Genomic DNA, 17,614 nt, shown 5'->3' on the forward strand with positions numbered 1-17,614 from the left:
GGTGCTGTCAGGGCCGTGCTGTGCGGACGTGGTGCAACGTACCGGTGCAGGCCTGCCTTCCCAGGGAGTGAAGGGTTGGCGTTCCGGTTGCGTGCCGATAGGTTGGGAGCTGTGGGAGGTGGGATATGCGTATCCGAGTGTTGCCAAGCGTGACGGATCCACGGAGTCAGTTGTTGATTACGTTCCTTGTCAATGACTGCGTGGCAATTGATGCCGGTGCCCTGGCCTTTCACCTCACCGGGGAGGCGCTCCTGGCAGTACAGGACATCGTGTTGACCCATGTCCATCTGGACCACATTGCTTCACTGCCTTTCATCTTCTCGGAAATGTTCTCCAGCATTCGGACACCGGTGCGTATTCACGCCACGGTGGCTGACATCGAGCGGTTGCGCTGCCACATCTTCAACGATGTCATCTGGCCAGACTTTACCCGGCTGCGGAATGTGCATGGCGAACTGCTGACGTTTGTGCCGTTCACGTGGCGGGATCCATTTGAGGTTGCCGGGCTGCGCCTGACGGCGGTTCCGGTGACGCATACGGTGGAAACAGCCGGTCTCGTCGTTGAAGATGGGCAGGGCCGCTGTGTTGCGTTTACTTCCGACACTGGCGTGACGGACGAGTTCTGGGAGGTCCTCAATGCCCTGCCACGGCTGGACGCCGTTTTTGTGGATGTTGCCTTTGACAATGCCAATGAGTTTGTGGCGAAGGCTTCGTATCATCTCTCACCCCGCCTGCTGGTTGGCGAGTTGGCGAAGTTGCGGCGGCCCTCGCAGGTGCTGGCGGTGAATCTGAAACCTTTCTGCCGTGAGCAGGTGAAGGATGAAGTCCGGGCGCTCGCGCTGCCCAACGTACAGGTGGCGGAACTGGATGTGGACTACACCTGGTAAGAGGGGTACCGGGGCCGTTGCGGCGCTGGGGAGTCACGTTTCAGCGGTGGTGCTGCGGGGGATAACGCACTTGGAAAGGGAAGGTTGAGTTTATGGAGTTTCCCAAACTGATTGTGACGGGACCGACGGCAAGTCAGCGGGTGGATGAATGCCGGAAGTTTCCGCTGGTGATAGGGCGCGCCACTACTTGTGATGTCATTGTGGCGGATGAACGGGCGTCGCGTTCGCATGCCAGGATTGAAGTCTCGCCGGATGGGAACTACCAGTTGGTTGATCTGGGCAGCCGGAATGGCACCCTTCTCAATGGCAAGCTGGTGACGCAGCCGACGTTTCTGAAGGATGGCGACAGCATTGGCATTGGCAGTCATACGTTGGTGTTTCGCCTGCCGGCGCCGGCAACCATCCGTTACGATGACGCGCCGATTACCGGGACGGTCAGGTTGCAGAAAGCGGCTACGCTGCTGGCACTGGGGCTTTCGGGAGATGTGACGGGAAAGCCGTCGGGCAGCTTTCGGGCCGTGGCACCGCCGCCCGCGCAAAGCATTCTGGTCAGGGCCGAGGAACTGCACCTTTTGAAGAAGCGCAGCCAGATGCTCAGTCTCTTTTACGATTTCAACAAACGGGTCGCGCGTGAGTTTGACAAAGCGGCCATCTATGCCGAGGTTGCCCGGCAGGTTTTTGAAATCTCGAATGCGGGGCGGCTGCTGATTGGCAAGCGGGGGTTGGATGATCAGCCGATGATTGAGTGGGCCACATACCGCGATGACGTCACGCGTGCGGCTTACGGGAAGATGCCTGTCAGCCGCAGTGTGATTCGGAAGGTGATGCAGGAGCGGGTTTCACTGCTGAGCCGGGACATGACGGACGTCAAGGGCACGGCCATTCTGGGCATCCAGTCTCTGATGTGTGTGCCGATGCTCGGTCAGGAAGAGGGTCCGCTGGGTGTGATTTATGCCGACAGTTTGCATCGGGATGGTTTTACGGAAGACGATGTGGATTACCTGACGGGTTTGGCTTCGACGGTGGCACTGACGTTGGAGAGCCTCATGGCTCACGAGCGTTTATTGCACGAAGAAGCTGCGCGAACGGCTTACCGGCGGTTTTTGCCGCCGCACGTTGTTGACCAGATCATGCAGGACCCGGACAGCCTGCAACTTGGCGGCACAAACCAGGTGGTGACGACGCTGTTTGCAGACATCCGGGGTTTCACCACGCTTTCCGAGCGCAAGTCGCCGCAGGAAATCGTTGCCATTTTGAACAACTACTTTGAACGGGCGGCGACGGCCATTTTTCGGCACGGGGGGTCGCTCGACAAGTTCATTGGCGACGGCATCATGGCGTTGTTTGGCGCGCCCCAGCCCAGTGAGCGTGACCCGATCAACGCCGTCCAGGCGGCGATTGCCCTGCAGGAAGTCATCGAGCAGGTCAATGCCGACCTGGAAGCCCAGGGATCAGACCTGCGGTTGAGTATTGGCATCGGCATCAACACCGGGGAGGTGACGGCGGGTAACATTGGTTCCCGCCAGCGTATGGATTACACCGTCATTGGAGATGCCGTGAACCTGGCGGCCCGGTTGGAGTCCAATGCCAAACCGGGGCAAATCCTGATTGGGGAGACAACGGCCCGGTGTTTGAAGGCGTTGCTTCAGACCGGCTTTGAGTTTGGGGAAGAGGAACAGGAGTTTGCTTTTGTCCCGCTGGGTGGTTTGAAGGTCAAGGGAAAGCTCCAGGAGGTCAACGTATATCGTGTGTTGTGGGGGCAGGAACTGGTTGCGCTGAAGGGTGAAGGGAAAACGGATGGTAGTGGAGACCAGACATTTTTTCACAGCGCGGCAAGAGACCCGGTGGTGGAATCTGAGACGATTTTGCGGACAGGTTTGGGTGGGACGGCAGTTCAGCGTGAACCGCGCCGGAAGCTTACAGTTCGGGTGGTTGTGGCCGGGACGGACCTCAGCGGCCGGTCTTTTGAGCAGGAAACGGAGACGGTGGATGTCAGCCAGTCAGGTGCCTGTGTTCGGCTGGCGCAGCCGATGGCGATTCCATCACCGCTCACCATTTCGGTGCCGGATTACGGCTGGCAGGGAGAGGCGATTGTACGGACGATAGCCCGTGACACGCATGGGTATCTGACCGGCATTGAGATCATCGGCCAGTCCCCACGCTGGTGAAGGCTGGAAGTTCTCGAACACTCTTGCTTCGGTTCACTGAGACCTTGCAAAGGTTTCAACAGGGCTGCTTTTTTCAAGGCAGAAAATCACTCACCATTCACCGCTCGCTTTTCTGCCGCTTTGATGAAGCCGCTTTTTTCAAAGCGGAAAACGGCGTGGCAAGCAGACTGCAGTTGATTTTTATTCTTCTTCCTTTTGGCGTCGGAAGTATTCTTCTCTTTTCGCCAGAAGTTCCGCCATTTCCTGTTCTATCCGTGCCCTGATTTTCTGAAACGCTGGTAGCATCTCGTCGGTTATTTCTTTAGCGCTTTTTCCTTTTCAAACTCAGCTCAATCATCTTCCGTAAGAACTCTAGTTCTGTGTTCATAAACTCTCCCTTCATAACCACGAATCAATGCCTGTCCGATTTCATTCAAAGCAGCATTAGTCGCTTCGGTTAGCATTTTCGGAAAGAAAAACCACTTCGATGAAGCCAATTTTTCAAAGTGGAAAAAGTTTGGCACAGTTTGGTTGTCTTGTCAAGCATCGGGCTTCAATGAAGCAACTTTTTTTCAAAGCGGAAAACTCAAGACGGGCGCTTTCCTCAAGCAGGGCGGCATAGCAGCTTCAATGGAGCCGCTTTTTTTCAAAGCGGAAAACTGCGCCGGTAGGCGTGTACAGCGCCGGTGTAGGACGGCTTCAATGGAGCCGCTTTTTTTCAAAGCGGAAAACACTCCTGGAGCCGAAGGAAGCCGTGCGGCAACGCCTGGCTTCAATGGAGCCGCTTTTTTTCAAAGCGGAAAACATGGCAGAGTGGGGCCATTGGTGCCTCCCTAAAGGCGCTTCAATGGAGCCGCTTTTTTTCAAAGCGGAAAACCAGATGACGGGATAGAACCCGTTGAAGTGGTGTTCGGCTTCAATGGAGCCGCTTTTTTTCAAAGCGGAAAACGCCAGATCAGGTCTAGCTGCTGTGCTGCCCAAGTTGCGGCTTCAATGGAGCCGCTTTTTTTCAAAGCGGAAAACGCGTGACCGCAGCGTTGGCGGTCTGGAGCGCGTTGGGCTTCAATGGAGCCGCTTTTTTTCAAAGCGGAAAACTTCCTGATTGCACTGAAGACTACGGGCGAGCAGGCGGCCGCTTCAATGGAGCCGCTTTTTTTCAAAGCGGAAAACTAGCGCTGACGTGTACCTCAGACCGTCCAGTAAAGGGCTTCAATGGAGCCGCTTTTTTTCAAAGCGGAAAACACTCGAATCCGCTCGCCGTGCCGGAGACCTTGACCTTGGCTTCAATGGAGCCGCTTTTTTTCAAAGCGGAAAACAACGCGCGGGCGCGTCACCGCGTCTGGCTGTGACCTGCTTCAATGGAGCCGCTTTTTTTCAAAGCGGAAAACGTGCTCATTCCTGAAGGCATGATTTTGCCTGCAGCCGGCTTCAATGGAGCCGCTTTTTTTCAAAGCGGAAAACGCGTCAATCGAAAGTACGAAGGGCAACTCCGTGGCGTCGGCTTCAATGGAGCCGCTTTTTTTCAAAGCGGAAAACAAAGCGGGGGACAGACTGAAGTGAAACTCACCTGCGCTTCAATGGAGCCGCTTTTTTTCAAAGCGGAAAACTGATTGACACGCTGCACCGGGCATTTCGCGGTAACGGCTTCAATGGAGCCGCTTTTTTTCAAAGCGGAAAACAACCTAGTTAAGTGTGTCCAGTGTACTATTACTGAAGCTTCAATGGAGCCGCTTTTTTTCAAAGCGGAAAACACGGCTGGTAGCGGGCGGCTGTTCGACGGACTGAAGGCTTCAATGGAGCCGCTTTTTTCAAAGCGGAAAACGCGGCGCGGAGCGCGCTACCTGGTGGTGGTTGAGGGCTTCAATGGAGCCGCTTTTTTTCAAAGCGGAAAACGTCAAGCAAAAAGTTTCAACTTTTTTCTACTTGCGCCGGCTTCAATGGAGCCGCTTTTTTTCAAAGCGGAAAACTCTCCAAGGTCAATCAACTGGGGCAGTTCCTGGAGCGGCTTCAATGGAGCCGCTTTTTTTCAAAGCGGAAAACCGGGTGTGGCGCTTTTTTTTGGCGTAAGCAGAAAGCTTCAATGGAGCCGCTTTTTTTCAAAGCGGAAAACACAGTGCGAACACTCAACGTTCGGCGTCTTCAACTCGCTTCAATGGAGCCGCTTTTTTTCAAAGCGGAAAACCCGGAGGTGTCCCGGTCGTTGTTTGCGTTCTGGATGCTTCAATGGAGCCGCTTTTTTTCAAAGCGGAAAACGGGACGTGTCCGTACTCAAGCACGTACAGTTGATAACGCCCGCTTCAATGGAGCCGCTTTTTTTCAAAGCGGAAAACACTCCCAGGACATTTCAGCCGCCAGAGGCGACTGTCTGCTTCAATGGAGCCGCTTTTTTTCAAAGCGGAAAACCGAAGGCATCGCGTCACGGCTTTTAGTCTGGAAAATCTGCTTCAATGGAGCCGCTTTTTTTCAAAGCGGAAAACGCCAAGCCCAATGTTGTATGCGAGGCTGACCATTGCCGCTTCAATGGAGCCGCTTTTTTTCAAAGCGGAAAACGTCAAAGGGAAAGCTGATTGCCGAACTGATTGCCGCCGCTTCAATGGAGCCGCTTTTTTTCAAAGCGGAAAACCCTGAGTACACCATGATCTATGCCAGCCCGGAAGCGCTTCAATGGAGCCGCTTTTTTTCAAAGCGGAAAACCCGGTCCGGGGGCGGCCAGACCCCCGTAACCAGATGCGCGCTTCAATGGAGCCGCTTTTTTTCAAAGCGGAAAACAAAGAAATAGGGACCCAAGGCCCTGTTCCAGGGGACGGGCTTCAATGGAGCCGCTTTTTTTCAAAGCGGAAAACAAAAGATTGCCGCCGCGCGGTCGGCGGAAGAGATGGCTTCAATGGAGCCGCTTTTTTTCAAAGCGGAAAACGTCAGCGACGCCGAAGCGGTCATCCAGCACGAAAAGGGCTTCAATGGAGCCGCTTTTTTTCAAAGCGGAAAACCGTTAGGCGGAGCGAACCGGATTTGCATATCTCCACCCGGCTTCAATGGAGCCGCTTTTTTTCAAAGCGGAAAACAGGCACTCGTCTGGCGTGCCTTACCAAAAGAAGGAGCTTCAATGGAGCCGCTTTTTTTCAAAGCGGAAAACCGCCTCAGGATAGGAAGTCCGAAAGCGCCCATTAAAGAGCTTCAATGGAGCCGCTTTTTTTCAAAGCGGAAAACCCCACGGCGTCTGAGGGCGACTGCCCTGGGCAGGAGGGCTTCAATGGAGCCGCTTTTTTTCAAAGCGGAAAACGGCGGCTTGGCGTCGTGAATCCACGGCTGCGACTTAGGCTTCAATGGAGCCGCTTTTTTTCAAAGCGGAAAACTGACTTTGCTACGCCGGAGCTGCTTCTGCCGTAGCGTGCTTCAATGGAGCCGCTTTTTTTCAAAGCGGAAAACGCTTTTGCCGAAAGGAGAAAAGAAAATGGAACTCTCGGCTTCAATGGAGCCGCTTTTTTTCAAAGCGGAAAACTGGACGACAGCCAAAAGACTTTTGAACTAGTCCAAGCTTCAATGGAGCCGCTTTTTTTCAAAGCGGAAAACTCAAAGACGCCCGTGAAGCCGCACCGGTTTACGCCCGGCTTCAATGGAGCCGCTTTTTTTCAAAGCGGAAAACAAGCTTTGCTGGAGTCCACCAAGCGACCCGTCTGGCTGCTTCAATGGAGCCGCTTTTTTTCAAAGCGGAAAACACCAGGTAAGCGTGTTCGCGGCACACGCGCATTTCCCGGCTTCAATGGAGCCGCTTTTTTTCAAAGCGGAAAACGGCAGAAGGAGTGGTGGACGCTGTAGCCGCCGCCTTGGCTTCAATGGAGCCGCTTTTTTTCAAAGCGGAAAACAGTGCTCTGCAGCCCCCAAGACGCGCTTAGCCTCGGTGGCTTCAATGGAGCCGCTTTTTTTCAAAGCGGAAAACTCTCCTTTCGGCAAAAAAGCGCCACACCCGAAGGTGGCTTCAATGGAGCCGCTTTTTTTCAAAGCGGAAAACGGGCAAAATAAACCCGATGGTGAAGGATACGTAGCTGGCTTCAATGGAGCCGCTTTTTTTCAAAGCGGAAAACCCGGACACCGGCCCGACGGCTATCCGGCAGGACGGGGCTTCAATGGAGCCGCTTTTTTTCAAAGCGGAAAACGACGAAGCCAAGTCGGTCGGCTAGCACCTCGTGCGGCTTCAATGGAGCCGCTTTTTTTCAAAGCGGAAAACGCGCCCCAAGTCCGCTGGCGTCAGCTTGTCCAGCCCGCCAGGCTTCAATGGAGCCGCTTTTTTTCAAAGCGGAAAACGGACGGGCTGTTTGAAGTGGTGCAGCCAGGTGGCGGCGCTTCAATGGAGCCGCTTTTTTTCAAAGCGGAAAACAAGGAAAAAGAAAATGATCACAGATCGCTTTACCTGGCTTCAATGGAGCCGCTTTTTTTCAAAGCGGAAAACCTTCACCGTCGGGTTTATCCTACCTTGCGACAGCGACGCTTCAATGGAGCCGCTTTTTTTCAAAGCGGAAAACGTCCGTAGCAATCACGATGCGCCCCCGGGCCCGGGCCAAGCTTCAATGGAGCCGCTTTTTTTCAAAGCGGAAAACCCGCCGCTTCCTTCGGCGTCGGCTATAAGCGACGCGCTTCAATGGAGCCGCTTTTTTTCAAAGCGGAAAACGCGGAAAAAACTTGAAACTTTTTGCTTGACAGTGCGTAGCTTCAATGGAGCCGCTTTTTTTCAAAGCGGAAAACTCCCCGGTGTGGCGCATTTTTTTTACCGAAAGGAGGCTTCAATGGAGCCGCTTTTTTTCAAAGCGGAAAACATATAGTCTGTGCGGAAACCAGCCCGGCGCATCAGCGGCTTCAATGGAGCCGCTTTTTTTCAAAGCGGAAAACAGCTCTGCCGTAGCAAAATCATCAGCGTGCGCTTGGGCTTCAATGGAGCCGCTTTTTTTCAAAGCGGAAAACGAGACCCTGGCCGTTGACTTTTGTCTCTCTCATGCGCTTCAATGGAGCCGCTTTTTTTCAAAGCGGAAAACCCCCAGCCGGTGTGGTGTACAAGCAACACAGCAGCGCCGCTTCAATGGAGCCGCTTTTTTTCAAAGCGGAAAACGCCTGTCGGCAGAACAATGCACGGGTTGCCTTCGTAGCGTGTGCTTCAATGGAGCCGCTTTTTTTCAAAGCGGAAAACAGCCCGATTCGCGCGTTGCGGTCAATTTGTCCCGTCAGGCTTCAATGGAGCCGCTTTTTTTCAAAGCGGAAAACTCCATTTGGCCCCTCCTTTCTGCGATGAAACGGCTTCGCTTCAATGGAGCCGCTTTTTTTCAAAGCGGAAAACGGTTCAAGCAGGCAGGCCCAATGCCCGTCTGGGAGCGGCTTCAATGGAGCCGCTTTTTTTCAAAGCGGAAAACAAAGACGCCACGCGGGTGCTGCGAGTGCAGGCCGCGCTTCAATGGAGCCGCTTTTTTTCAAAGCGGAAAACACGGGCACAGCCGATACGACCGGCTCGCCGTCCTCATCTTCCGCTTCAATGGAGCCGCTTTTTTTCAAAGCGGAAAACGCCGTCTATGAGATGTGCGGAAACCACTACGACATCGCTTCAATGGAGCCGCTTTTTTTCAAAGCGGAAAACAGCTGCACCTGCGCCCAATGGTCGGGACGCGCAGCCTGCTTCAATGGAGCCGCTTTTTTTCAAAGCGGAAAACGTACAATTTACTGGTCGAGTGGCGCGTGGCGAAGCAGCTCGCTTCAATGGAGCCGCTTTTTTTCAAAGCGGAAAACCGTACATGGCGTCCTGCATTGCCATGTACGCCTGGCGCGCTTCAATGGAGCCGCTTTTTTTCAAAGCGGAAAACTGTACGCCTGCCGAGGGTCTTTGCTGTTTCTTTTCTCGTTCGTGCTTCAATGGAGCCGCTTTTTTTCAAAGCGGAAAACACGAATGTGTGGCTATAGTACACGTGCGCATTGAGCTTGAGCTTCAATGGAGCCGCTTTTTTTCAAAGCGGAAAACGCGTAGATTCAAATCAACCAATGGGCGGCGGCCCTAGCTTCAATGGAGCCGCTTTTTTTCAAAGCGGAAAACAACTCCGGGCGTGGAAGAAAGCGCCCGAACACGTAACGGCTTCAATGGAGCCGCTTTTTTTCAAAGCGGAAAACAGGTTGACGGGACGCTGGTGCGCCAGCTCGCGCGGGCGCAGCTTCAATGGAGCCGCTTTTTTTCAAAGCGGAAAACTTCAGGGAGAGCTTTTGCAGGCTGTCCCTGAGGACGGCTTCAATGGAGCCGCTTTTTTTCAAAGCGGAAAACCCAACCAATGGGAGGGAGACGGTGAAGAAAGTCAAGCCGCTTCAATGGAGCCGCTTTTTTTCAAAGCGGAAAACACATTGCCGCCAACGACACCGAGGCGGTCGTCCAGCACGCTTCAATGGAGCCGCTTTTTTTCAAAGCGGAAAACGGCGCTGGCGGCTGGCGTTGCGCCAGCGCACGTAAAGCTTCAATGGAGCCGCTTTTTTTCAAAGCGGAAAACCGCACTCTCACAAGTCCCTTGCTTTCAAAGACCTGCAGGGTATCTTGCGAGCGGCGGAGAGTTTGTACCCACGAAACCCGGATCGCGTCAACCCTGTTTTTGTAAACTCAAGCCACATAAGCCCCTAAGTCCTGCGAGCGGCTCCCGCACCACACGGCACCACCCCGCCTCTCGCACAGACCCCACACGTCACCACTCTAAGCCAATGAACGCTATACAACAACCGTGATGCGCTCCGTCGGCGCCACTTCCAAAGGCTTCCCAAGCGCCTCGATGCAAGTCCGGCCACGCCCGTCCACCGGACCAACATCCACCAGCATAATCCGATCCTCACGCTGGTTGATCACTTCGGTCACCGCCATCAACAACAGGACACGCTCCGTCGCCGACAAATCACACCGAAAAACCGAATACTGCAAGGGATCGCCAAATCCACGCATAATCCGATAGACCTGACGCCACCGCTTCGGATTGGCAATGTCATAGCAAACAATGTACCGACTCCGCATCGAACCCTCTCCTGGTTTTTCCACCCGTCAGCGAGTGACAAAGGGAATGTAGCGTGGAATTTCACCCATCAGCGTACGCGCCAGAAGTCGCGCCTGAATTTCAAAAATCCGGCGATAGCTGACCTGATAATTGAAAACCGGATGCATGACCAACTGATCAAGCCGACGCTCAAAAGCCTCAATGAAGGTCTTTCTACCACGCGGTGTCAATGCCACTGCTTCACCCCGCTGGATGAAATCAGAAGGCCCGATTTCGCCATTGTTGATAACCGTGATGACTACCGAATCCGCTACCAAAGGGCGAAACTCCTCCATCAGGTCAAGGGCCAAAGCCGGTCTTCCATAGCGCGGCTGGTGGTAAAAACCAAGGTGAGGGTCAAAGCCAACGCCAATGACCGCCACCATCATTTCCTTGACCAAAAGACTGTACGCAAAGGAAAGCAAGGCATTGACCGGGTCTTTGGGCGGACGCCGGTTGCGCCCGGTAAAATCAAATGGCGGCTCATTGCCCGGCTTGAACATTGCCGGGAAATGACGGAAATACTCGCGCGCTGCATTGCCCTCAATTCCCAAAAGCGAAGGCATTTCCTCACACCTCTCAACTGCACCACGCAAGGCCGCCAACTGGGACAACACCTCTGGATCAAGTTGGCGCCCATTTCGCCGCAAAAGAAGACGGCTGTTACGGATTTTTCCACTTACAAAAGCCTTCGCCAGCCTGAGACAAAACCCCGGATCGCCGGCTGCCTGAAACTGCCGCTGACGTAACTCAATGTTTTTGTGTGGTGGGGCCGTCGTCACAGCCTGCAACCAGCCACCATAGCTCAGGTGCAAGACGGGAACCTCCCGGTTCACCAAGGCCCGAAGCGCCTGCGCCGAAATCTGTACGTTGCCAAAAAGGTTGACCTGGCTGATTTCAACCAACCGCACCGCATCTACGGCCTGTCCTTTGTCGCGGATTTCAAGTACGGTGCCATTGAGGCCTAACGCATAACCCTGACCCTGAACATAGACGGCCTTTTTGTCGTCACGCGCCGGTACCAGTCGCCGTACTTCCCTGCCGGTTGGAACCGGCAACGCGACTTCAGCCGCTTCGGCTGCAGACGGTAGAACCGTTGCTGCCGTGGCTTCTGAAGCCCTGTCATCAACCTTGTCATCGCCGCGCAGGAAATTGATTTCATCCGGCAGACAAATACCGACCAGAGAACAGCGTGGGCACTTGTTGGAGTTGACCAACGGCGGAGGTATCGTACCGGAAACCGCCAAAGCCCGCGCCGCTGCCAAAAGCTGCTTTGTCCGCGCGATGAGAACCGGCGTGAAATCCACCCGGACACGGGTTTTATCGGCTGCGTAGTAGATGATCCCATAACCAGAGCGGTAGCCATTGGCGCGCAGCAAAAGCCCCTGCAAACAAACCTGAATGCGCTCCGGTTCCCAAGCGCCTTCCGGCAGGTCCGGCGCGGCACCCCGTTTGTAATCCACCGGCACCACCTGCCCGTCGTCACTTTCAAGCAGGTCAATCACAGCCACAGCGCCAAGCTCCGGGCAGCCAACCTCCACCGAACGCGCATGGATTTTGCTCTCCGCCGTGATTTCGGCCGGCACCGGCGCCGGCCCGCCCGGCCGATCAACGCGCCGATGGACAAAACGTCCTTCCAGAACGTCAACATTCTCCGCCCACTCACGCTGTACATACTCAAGGTAAAACAGACGTGGGCAGTACACATACTCATTGAGCATCCGGGCCGGAATGAGGTCCGGTGTGGCAAGGAAGTTTTCTTTCATAGGCTTTCAGTGAAACGGTCATGCGGGCGAGACGCCCGCGCTCCCAGGCTTTCACGCGGGCGAGACGCCCGCGCTCCCAGGTTTCATGCGGGCGAGACGCCCGCACTCCTAGGTTTTCACGCAGGCGAGACGCCCGCGCTCCCAGGCTTTCACGCGGGCGAGACGCCCGCGCTCCCAGGGATGCCCGCGCTCCCAAGGGGATTAGGCGATCTTGCGCGCCGGCGTGAAGTTCGGTGTCTGGCCGACCAAAATCCGCCGTACGCGATACACCGCTGCAATCCCCATGTGACGCAACCGCCGCCGGTCGCTCTCCCCGATGGGATCATCCTGAAGTGGCGCCAACGCCAGCAGGGAAGGGATGAGATCAGGCGGAACAAAGGGCGTCCAGATGGGCCACGTCCACCGCGTCTCCCGGCTGCCAAACCCGCTGAATCCAAGCGTTTTGAGCGCGCCACCCACAGGCCAGACGGTGAACCACGCAAACGCCTCAATGGCCAACCGGTTGGCACCCAACATCGTGCCCCGCTGCCTGCGGGTCGGGTCGCCAGAGGGCTTGTGCCACTGATAGGCATGCCGCCGGTCCTCCGAAGGGTCGAGATGTAGGGATTGATTGTCCATCGGGTCGGCGTAATCCCACGGCTTGAACAGCGTCCGGTCCAGATGACTGCGCGTAGTTCTTTCCAAAATGGACTTGATATTGCCTACGTGATAATCCCGGCGCGTTGTCTGAAGCTGGCTCGTCGCCTCTGCCGGCGCCAGATTGCTGGCGATCGCGGCCAGAAAATCAGCCTCCCGACGATGACCAACAGCCGCTGCCTGACGTACCTGCAAAAACACATTCCCCGGCTGTTGTTTGACTTCTTCGTAAAGCCGCGCCGGATGCTGGTCCAGCGACCTGACCAGCATTTTATCCAGCCAGTTCAGCAGGTCGGCCTGACGGATTGGCGCTGAGCTGCCCAGTTGGGCTACCCACCCGCCCTCGTCAGTCGTCCACGCCAGACACAGGTCGGGCAGGCATTCCCGCAAAGCATTCACCAGCCCCAGCGCCGCCAGAAAACCCAGCGGCGTTGTGCCATCCAATCCGCGCAACACAATGTGGTGATTCGGTGTCATCGGTTTCTCCCAAGTCAGTCGGAAGCGGTTTTCCCTGCCGGTCAGGACACAAGACCGGCTTCTTCATCGGCGCTGGCCTGGTGGTCGGCCAGACGCAGAATCGTCTCCAGATACGCCGCGCCCCACCAACCGAAACGGCGCTGCATCCGCCAGAAACGCGCGCCAATGCCCGAATCGAGCCGGTGCGGCGGCGCTTTTTCACGCCAGGCATGCGATACCGCCACGGTGTACGACTGGCCCAAAAGCTCGGCCGTGAGGGCAACGTCAGGCGCTTCGAGGTCCACCACGACCGGGGCCAGCGGGCGGCCCCGTCCGTGGTGCGTGCCAATGAGGTAAAGGATGAGATCGAGTTCGGCGGGCGAGATGCATGCGCTCCCAGGCTTTGCGGGCAGGATGCCCGCGTTCCCAGGCTTTGCGGGCGGGACGCCCACACTCCCAAGGAGGGTTTCCATCATCTGCACTGAAAGCATCTCATGCCGGAAACCGGCCGGCAGCCCGGCCCGCTCGTGCGCCTGCCGCCGTTCGAGCGGCGTCAATGGCAAGCCGTCCGACTTGGCCAGCAAACCCAGCGGGGAAGCCCCCAGCAGCCAGGTTTCCGTCCGGTCAGCACGCTGCAAAAGCGCTTGGAAGCGTTCATCCGCCTTGCCCCAGTCGTGGGCCTCGGCCGCCGCCAGAAACACTTCCTCCCGAATGTTCAGCGGCAGCGCCCGTACCGTACGCTGGATTTCATCCCGGACATGCCGGCTGTGCGCCGCCAGCGTCACCGGCTCGGCGCTGGCAATCCAGGAACGCTCATCTTCGCCTTCGTCCATCAGCGGCAGCGACCAGTCCGCCCTCCCGGCCAGTCGCTTCCGGGTGGTAAGCACGTAGCCCCGGCCGTCCGGGTAAGGCGTACGAAGCAGGCCCAGCTTTGGGTCAGCCAACTGGTGCAGCGCCGTGCGCAGGGCGTCAGCCGGCCAGTGCTGAGGCAACTTGTCTTCCGCTCCGGTTTGCAGGTCGTCAGCCAGAGCGCGCAACGCTTCGCGCCAGTCCTCCACCCCGAACACGGTTTCCGGCTCGGCGAGGCGGGCGAAGAGTTCCTGCAGAGCCGGCCACTCGCGGTCAAAAAGATGTGGGTGCAGCCGTACGACAGGGCGGTTGCGGGCTGTCACAGAAGCAGCTTCGGCTACATCTGGCGATGCGTCCGCCGGCAGATGTCCCAACACCTCCCAGCTGCCGGCCGCCACCGGCAGGATCAGGGTATCGCCCGGACGCAGGTCACCCACTGCCGTCAAAAGCCGGTTGTCCGCCAGACCACGCCACAGCAGGCCACGGCGCTCACGCTTGACGGCACTTCCGTCTGTAGCTTCCGGTTTGGCATCCGTCCCGGCTGTTTCGCCGCCAAGCTCCAAAAGGTCAGCCGCATCGTCTTTGCCAGTCTCCTCCGCACCGGTCAGCCACCGGCGCACTACCGACATCGGTACGGTCATGCACTCGGTTGCCGTCGGCGGCAGCAGGCTGACGACTTCACTCCAGTCGTCCGGCGGAAAAGCATCGAGGTCAGCCCGCCAGCACACCTGCACGTCCGGTTCGCCGGGCTGCGGGCCGTGCAGCAACTGTCCCACGTTGGGTTCCAGCGCCGGGCGGGGACTCGTCTGGCAGAGCAAATCCAGATGCGCCGGCAGCAGCACCGCAGGTTCGCGCCGGGCGGCAGGTGCCAGACATTCCACGGGCAGCCCCTGGCCGTTCAGGTAGGCATCGAAGGCGTCAATGCCAAAATTCACCAGGTTGGATTCCCCCCACTTGGCAAGCCATTCCCAGGTTTTGGGCAGGGCGTCGCCATAGACAGGATCGGGCTTTTTGGGATCGAGCGACTTTACTTCAATGAACACCACGGCCAAGGCTGCAATGGGCCGACCGCGGCGGTTGAGCCGTCCGAACCGCTGCCGCAGCGCGTCCAGTGAGGCGCATTCCGTCAGCAGCACGTCAAAGTCATAGTCAGCGCCGACTTCAAGGCACTGGGTCGCCACCACAAAGCTGAGCTGCGCACTTTCGTCAGGCCGGTCAGGGCCAATGAGCGGCATCAAGCGCCGCTGCTGGGTATCGCGGTCAACCGGACGCATCGGGCCGATGACGAGTTCCACCGGGGCATCGGGAAAGGCTTCGGAGAGCAGCCGGTGGACGGCGCGGGCCGTCGCCACCCGGTTGACAATGATGCCAACAGCCGCTTTGCCCAGTTGACCGGCTTCCGCCATCGCCTTGGCTTCACGAACAAGGCCTTTCGGAAGATCGGAGACACCCCTGAGCTGCACCAGTTTGTCAGCACCCAGAACGGCAGCCAGGCGTGGCGTGCGCCGGTCGGTATGGTCCAGTCGGAAGGCCGCCTGGCCGGCGGCTTTGGGCGGCGTTGCCGTCATGGCTACGAGCTGAAAAGGGGACACACCGATGGCTTCTTCTGCCCACCGCTGCGGGTCAAGGTAGTCCCGGACGGCACACAGGGTTTGCCGGAAAGGTTCGCTGATGTGGGCTTCATCGAGAAACACCAGGCTGTCGTAGGCGGCCAGACTGGCGTGAATCGGAGCCGCGTGGGCCGAAACACCGTAGCCGCGAAAGAGCAGCCGCGAGCCAAACTGGTCAATGGTTGTGCAGACCACCATGGGCTGCGTCACCGACCGGGCCCAGCGATTGTCGCGGTACAGACCGCCGTGCAGTTCCAGCACATCGAGCGGTGGCGCGCTTTCCGGGCGGAGGGTTGAAAGCTGCCGCAAAGCCGCCGCAACCTTGTGCAGCGTCGGCCACCGGGTCGGGGAAGCTTCCGCTTCCAGCAGTCTCCCGGCCAGGCGCAGGCCCCGCTCGTAAGCGGCATCCACAATGACGCGCCGGTTGACGCAAAAAAACACCCGGCGCGCGGCCGTGCGCGCCGTTGGTTTCAGCGCCGCCTGACAGGCGAGAGCGAACACGGCAATGTCAATGACGGCCGTTTTGCCGCTGCCGGTGGGCAGATCGAGCACTGGCGGCCAGTCTCCAGCCACGGCTGCGGCCGCCAGTCGCCGCTGCCATGGGTAGGGATCACAGTTGTGGGCTTCGCGGAAAAAAGCGTCAAAGTCGCCAATACCAACCTGCGTCATGGGCTAGCTCCGTTTGGGAACAAAAAAATCGAGGGGTTTGAACAGGCCGTAGCCGAGAAAGCGGCCAGCGCCGAGCAGAACCGGGCCAACGACCGGCTCGGCAAAACGCAAGAAGACATGAACCTGTGGCTTTGCAGCGCGTGCGCCTTTGAGCAGGTAGGGGGGAAATCCGTCGCCCAGCCTGGCCTGCGCCGGCGGGGAAGCGCCGCGCACGGGACGCTCTTTGGCAATGGCGCGGGGAGCACCCGGAGTCCAGGCCGTTGTGCCGAAGTCAATTTCAACCGGCTCCGGCAGCCCGGCGTACTGGCAGGCCTCAAAGAGAATGGAGCCGACTTCGTATTCCCAGTTGGCGCGCTCGGTCAGGCGGTTGGCTTTGGGGAAGCGGTCGAGCACGACCGGCGTCACGCTGGCCCAGCGTTTGGCTCCACGGGGAAAGGCCGTCCAGGTTTCAGGCTGGAGCGTGAGGCGGGTGTCGTCCCAGGCACGCTTGCGCAGCACCCAGACGCCCAGCCGGCCGAGCCGGAGACTGACATCCGCCGGCTTGCCCTGCTGGTTGACAAAGAGCGGCCCGATGACGCGGCCGCGCTCGCGGCGGTCAATCTCCGTGGGGAACGCCAGCGCCACGCCGAGCAACCGCCCATCAGCATATTCGTAGCCCACGAAAGGCAGAGGGAGCAGCGCCAGATGTCCGCGCCCGTCGGCCAGCGGTTGGCCCTGGGCGTCATGGCCGCTCACCCATGCCGGCGGCGGCTGCGGGCAGTGCGCCATCAGGGTGTCCCGGAGCGCCTGCATCACCTGAAGGCTGGCGGTGACCGGCAGCGCCGGGCCGTCAACTTGCGTCAACACCAGAAGGTCGCGGTCGAAAACCGTTGTGTTGGTCATAGGCGGCGGTGTGAAGGTGGCGGCACGATACCCGGCGGCCAGACCGACCAGCGGACGCCGGCCAGCCTGAAACGTTTCCCGCAGGCGTTCGAGTGAAGGTCCCTGGAAGATACGGCGGAGGTGCAGGTCAGCCAACCCGCTGTCCGCCTCTTCCGTCGGCAGCCAGCCAGCAAAGCTGTCCTCCGGTGTGGGCGGTCTTTCGGCGACCCACATCTGCACCAGTGAAGCCGAGTGTCCGAGGCGCGTCACCCTGGCGCAGAGCTGCGTCAGCGCCGGTCGGTAGCGGTCGCTGTCCGGGGCTTCCGGCCAGTGCAGGAAGCATGGCCGGTCGCCAACCCAGACCGCCGGAAATGTGCGCGGCTGCTTGCTGCGTGCCAGCGGGGCGGATTGCAGCAGGGCCGTGCCTTCGGCCTTGTCGTTGACCGGCACGTAGGCGGTGACAACGTGCCGGCGGCCGCCAGCCTGGAGAGGAAGCCACACCTGCGGGTCAGGCAGCGTGCGCAGCCACTCCAGCGCATGACCTTCGGCGGGGTCCTCGCCGGTCTCGAAAAAGGCGGCCGCCAGCGCCAGCCACACCCGCGCCGGATGTGGCGGCCACTCCGGGGCGTCGCGCCGCGCCGGGTCGGTGGCGCGGGCGTAGCCCGTCAGGTAGGTCCAAGCCAACGTCAGCAT

The 17,614-nt window shown here is 58.2% G+C and carries 8 protein-coding genes and 2 CRISPR repeat arrays; of the genes, 3 read left to right on the forward strand and 5 right to left on the reverse strand.

All coding sequences use genetic code 11. The features are described from left to right. The first annotated feature begins 149 nt into the window (after window positions 1–149). The 3 genes from J8C01_RS14930 to J8C01_RS14940 all read left to right on the forward strand — a co-directional run bounded on the left by J8C01_RS14930 (window position 150) and on the right by J8C01_RS14940 (window position 3,318). A complete protein-coding gene (locus J8C01_RS14930; RefSeq protein WP_211432943.1) occupies window positions 150–887 on the forward strand; it encodes a 3',5'-cyclic-nucleotide phosphodiesterase in 738 nt (245 codons plus the stop codon). 92 nt (window positions 888–979) lie between these two features. Further along, window positions 980–3,055 (forward strand): adenylate/guanylate cyclase domain-containing protein, encoded by a 2,076-nt coding sequence (locus tag J8C01_RS14935; protein ID WP_211432944.1) that lies wholly within the window; start codon window positions 980–982, stop codon window positions 3,053–3,055. Window positions 3,056–3,099: 44 nt separating this feature from the next. Then, on the forward strand, window positions 3,100–3,318 hold the full coding sequence (locus J8C01_RS14940; protein WP_211432945.1) for a hypothetical protein: 219 nt from the start codon (window positions 3,100–3,102) through the stop codon (window positions 3,316–3,318). Between the two features lie 266 nt (window positions 3,319–3,584). After that, a CRISPR array of direct repeats spans window positions 3,585–4,786; the repeat unit is 36 nt; unit sequence GCTTCAATGGAGCCGCTTTTTTTCAAAGCGGAAAAC. A 105-nt stretch (window positions 4,787–4,891) separates the two neighbouring features. Continuing rightward, window positions 4,892–9,546: a CRISPR direct-repeat array (repeat unit 36 nt; unit sequence GCTTCAATGGAGCCGCTTTTTTTCAAAGCGGAAAAC). Between the two features lie 212 nt (window positions 9,547–9,758). On the opposite strand, the gene cas2 is transcribed toward J8C01_RS14940, so the two are convergent. From cas2 to csb2, 5 genes are all read right to left on the reverse strand, one after another. Next, window positions 9,759–10,055: a CRISPR-associated endonuclease Cas2 gene (cas2, locus tag J8C01_RS14945; protein ID WP_014101551.1), complete on the reverse strand. Its 297-nt coding sequence runs from the start codon at window positions 10,053–10,055 to the stop codon at window positions 9,759–9,761. Between the two features lie 27 nt (window positions 10,056–10,082). Then, window positions 10,083–11,840 carry a CRISPR-associated endonuclease Cas4g/Cas1g gene (gene cas1, locus J8C01_RS14950; protein WP_211432946.1) on the reverse strand — a complete coding sequence of 586 codons (1,758 nt, stop codon included), beginning with the start codon at window positions 11,838–11,840 and terminating at the stop codon, window positions 10,083–10,085. 201 nt (window positions 11,841–12,041) lie between these two features. Beyond that, window positions 12,042–12,953 carry a type I-G CRISPR-associated protein, Cas3-extension family gene (locus J8C01_RS14955; protein ID WP_211432947.1) on the reverse strand — a complete coding sequence of 304 codons (912 nt, stop codon included), beginning with the start codon at window positions 12,951–12,953 and terminating at the stop codon, window positions 12,042–12,044. A 41-nt stretch (window positions 12,954–12,994) separates the two neighbouring features. Continuing rightward, window positions 12,995–16,060: a type I-G CRISPR-associated helicase/endonuclease Cas3g gene (gene cas3u, locus J8C01_RS15565; RefSeq protein ID WP_211432948.1), complete on the reverse strand. Its 3,066-nt coding sequence runs from the start codon at window positions 16,058–16,060 to the stop codon at window positions 12,995–12,997. A 3-nt stretch (window positions 16,061–16,063) separates the two neighbouring features. Next, window positions 16,064–17,614 carry a type I-G CRISPR-associated protein Csb2 gene (csb2, locus tag J8C01_RS14965; protein ID WP_211432949.1) on the reverse strand — a complete coding sequence of 517 codons (1,551 nt, stop codon included), beginning with the start codon at window positions 17,612–17,614 and terminating at the stop codon, window positions 16,064–16,066.

The organism is Chloracidobacterium sp. D, from assembly GCF_018304685.1.
Taxonomy (GTDB): domain Bacteria; phylum Acidobacteriota; class Blastocatellia; order Chloracidobacteriales; family Chloracidobacteriaceae; genus Chloracidobacterium; species Chloracidobacterium thermophilum.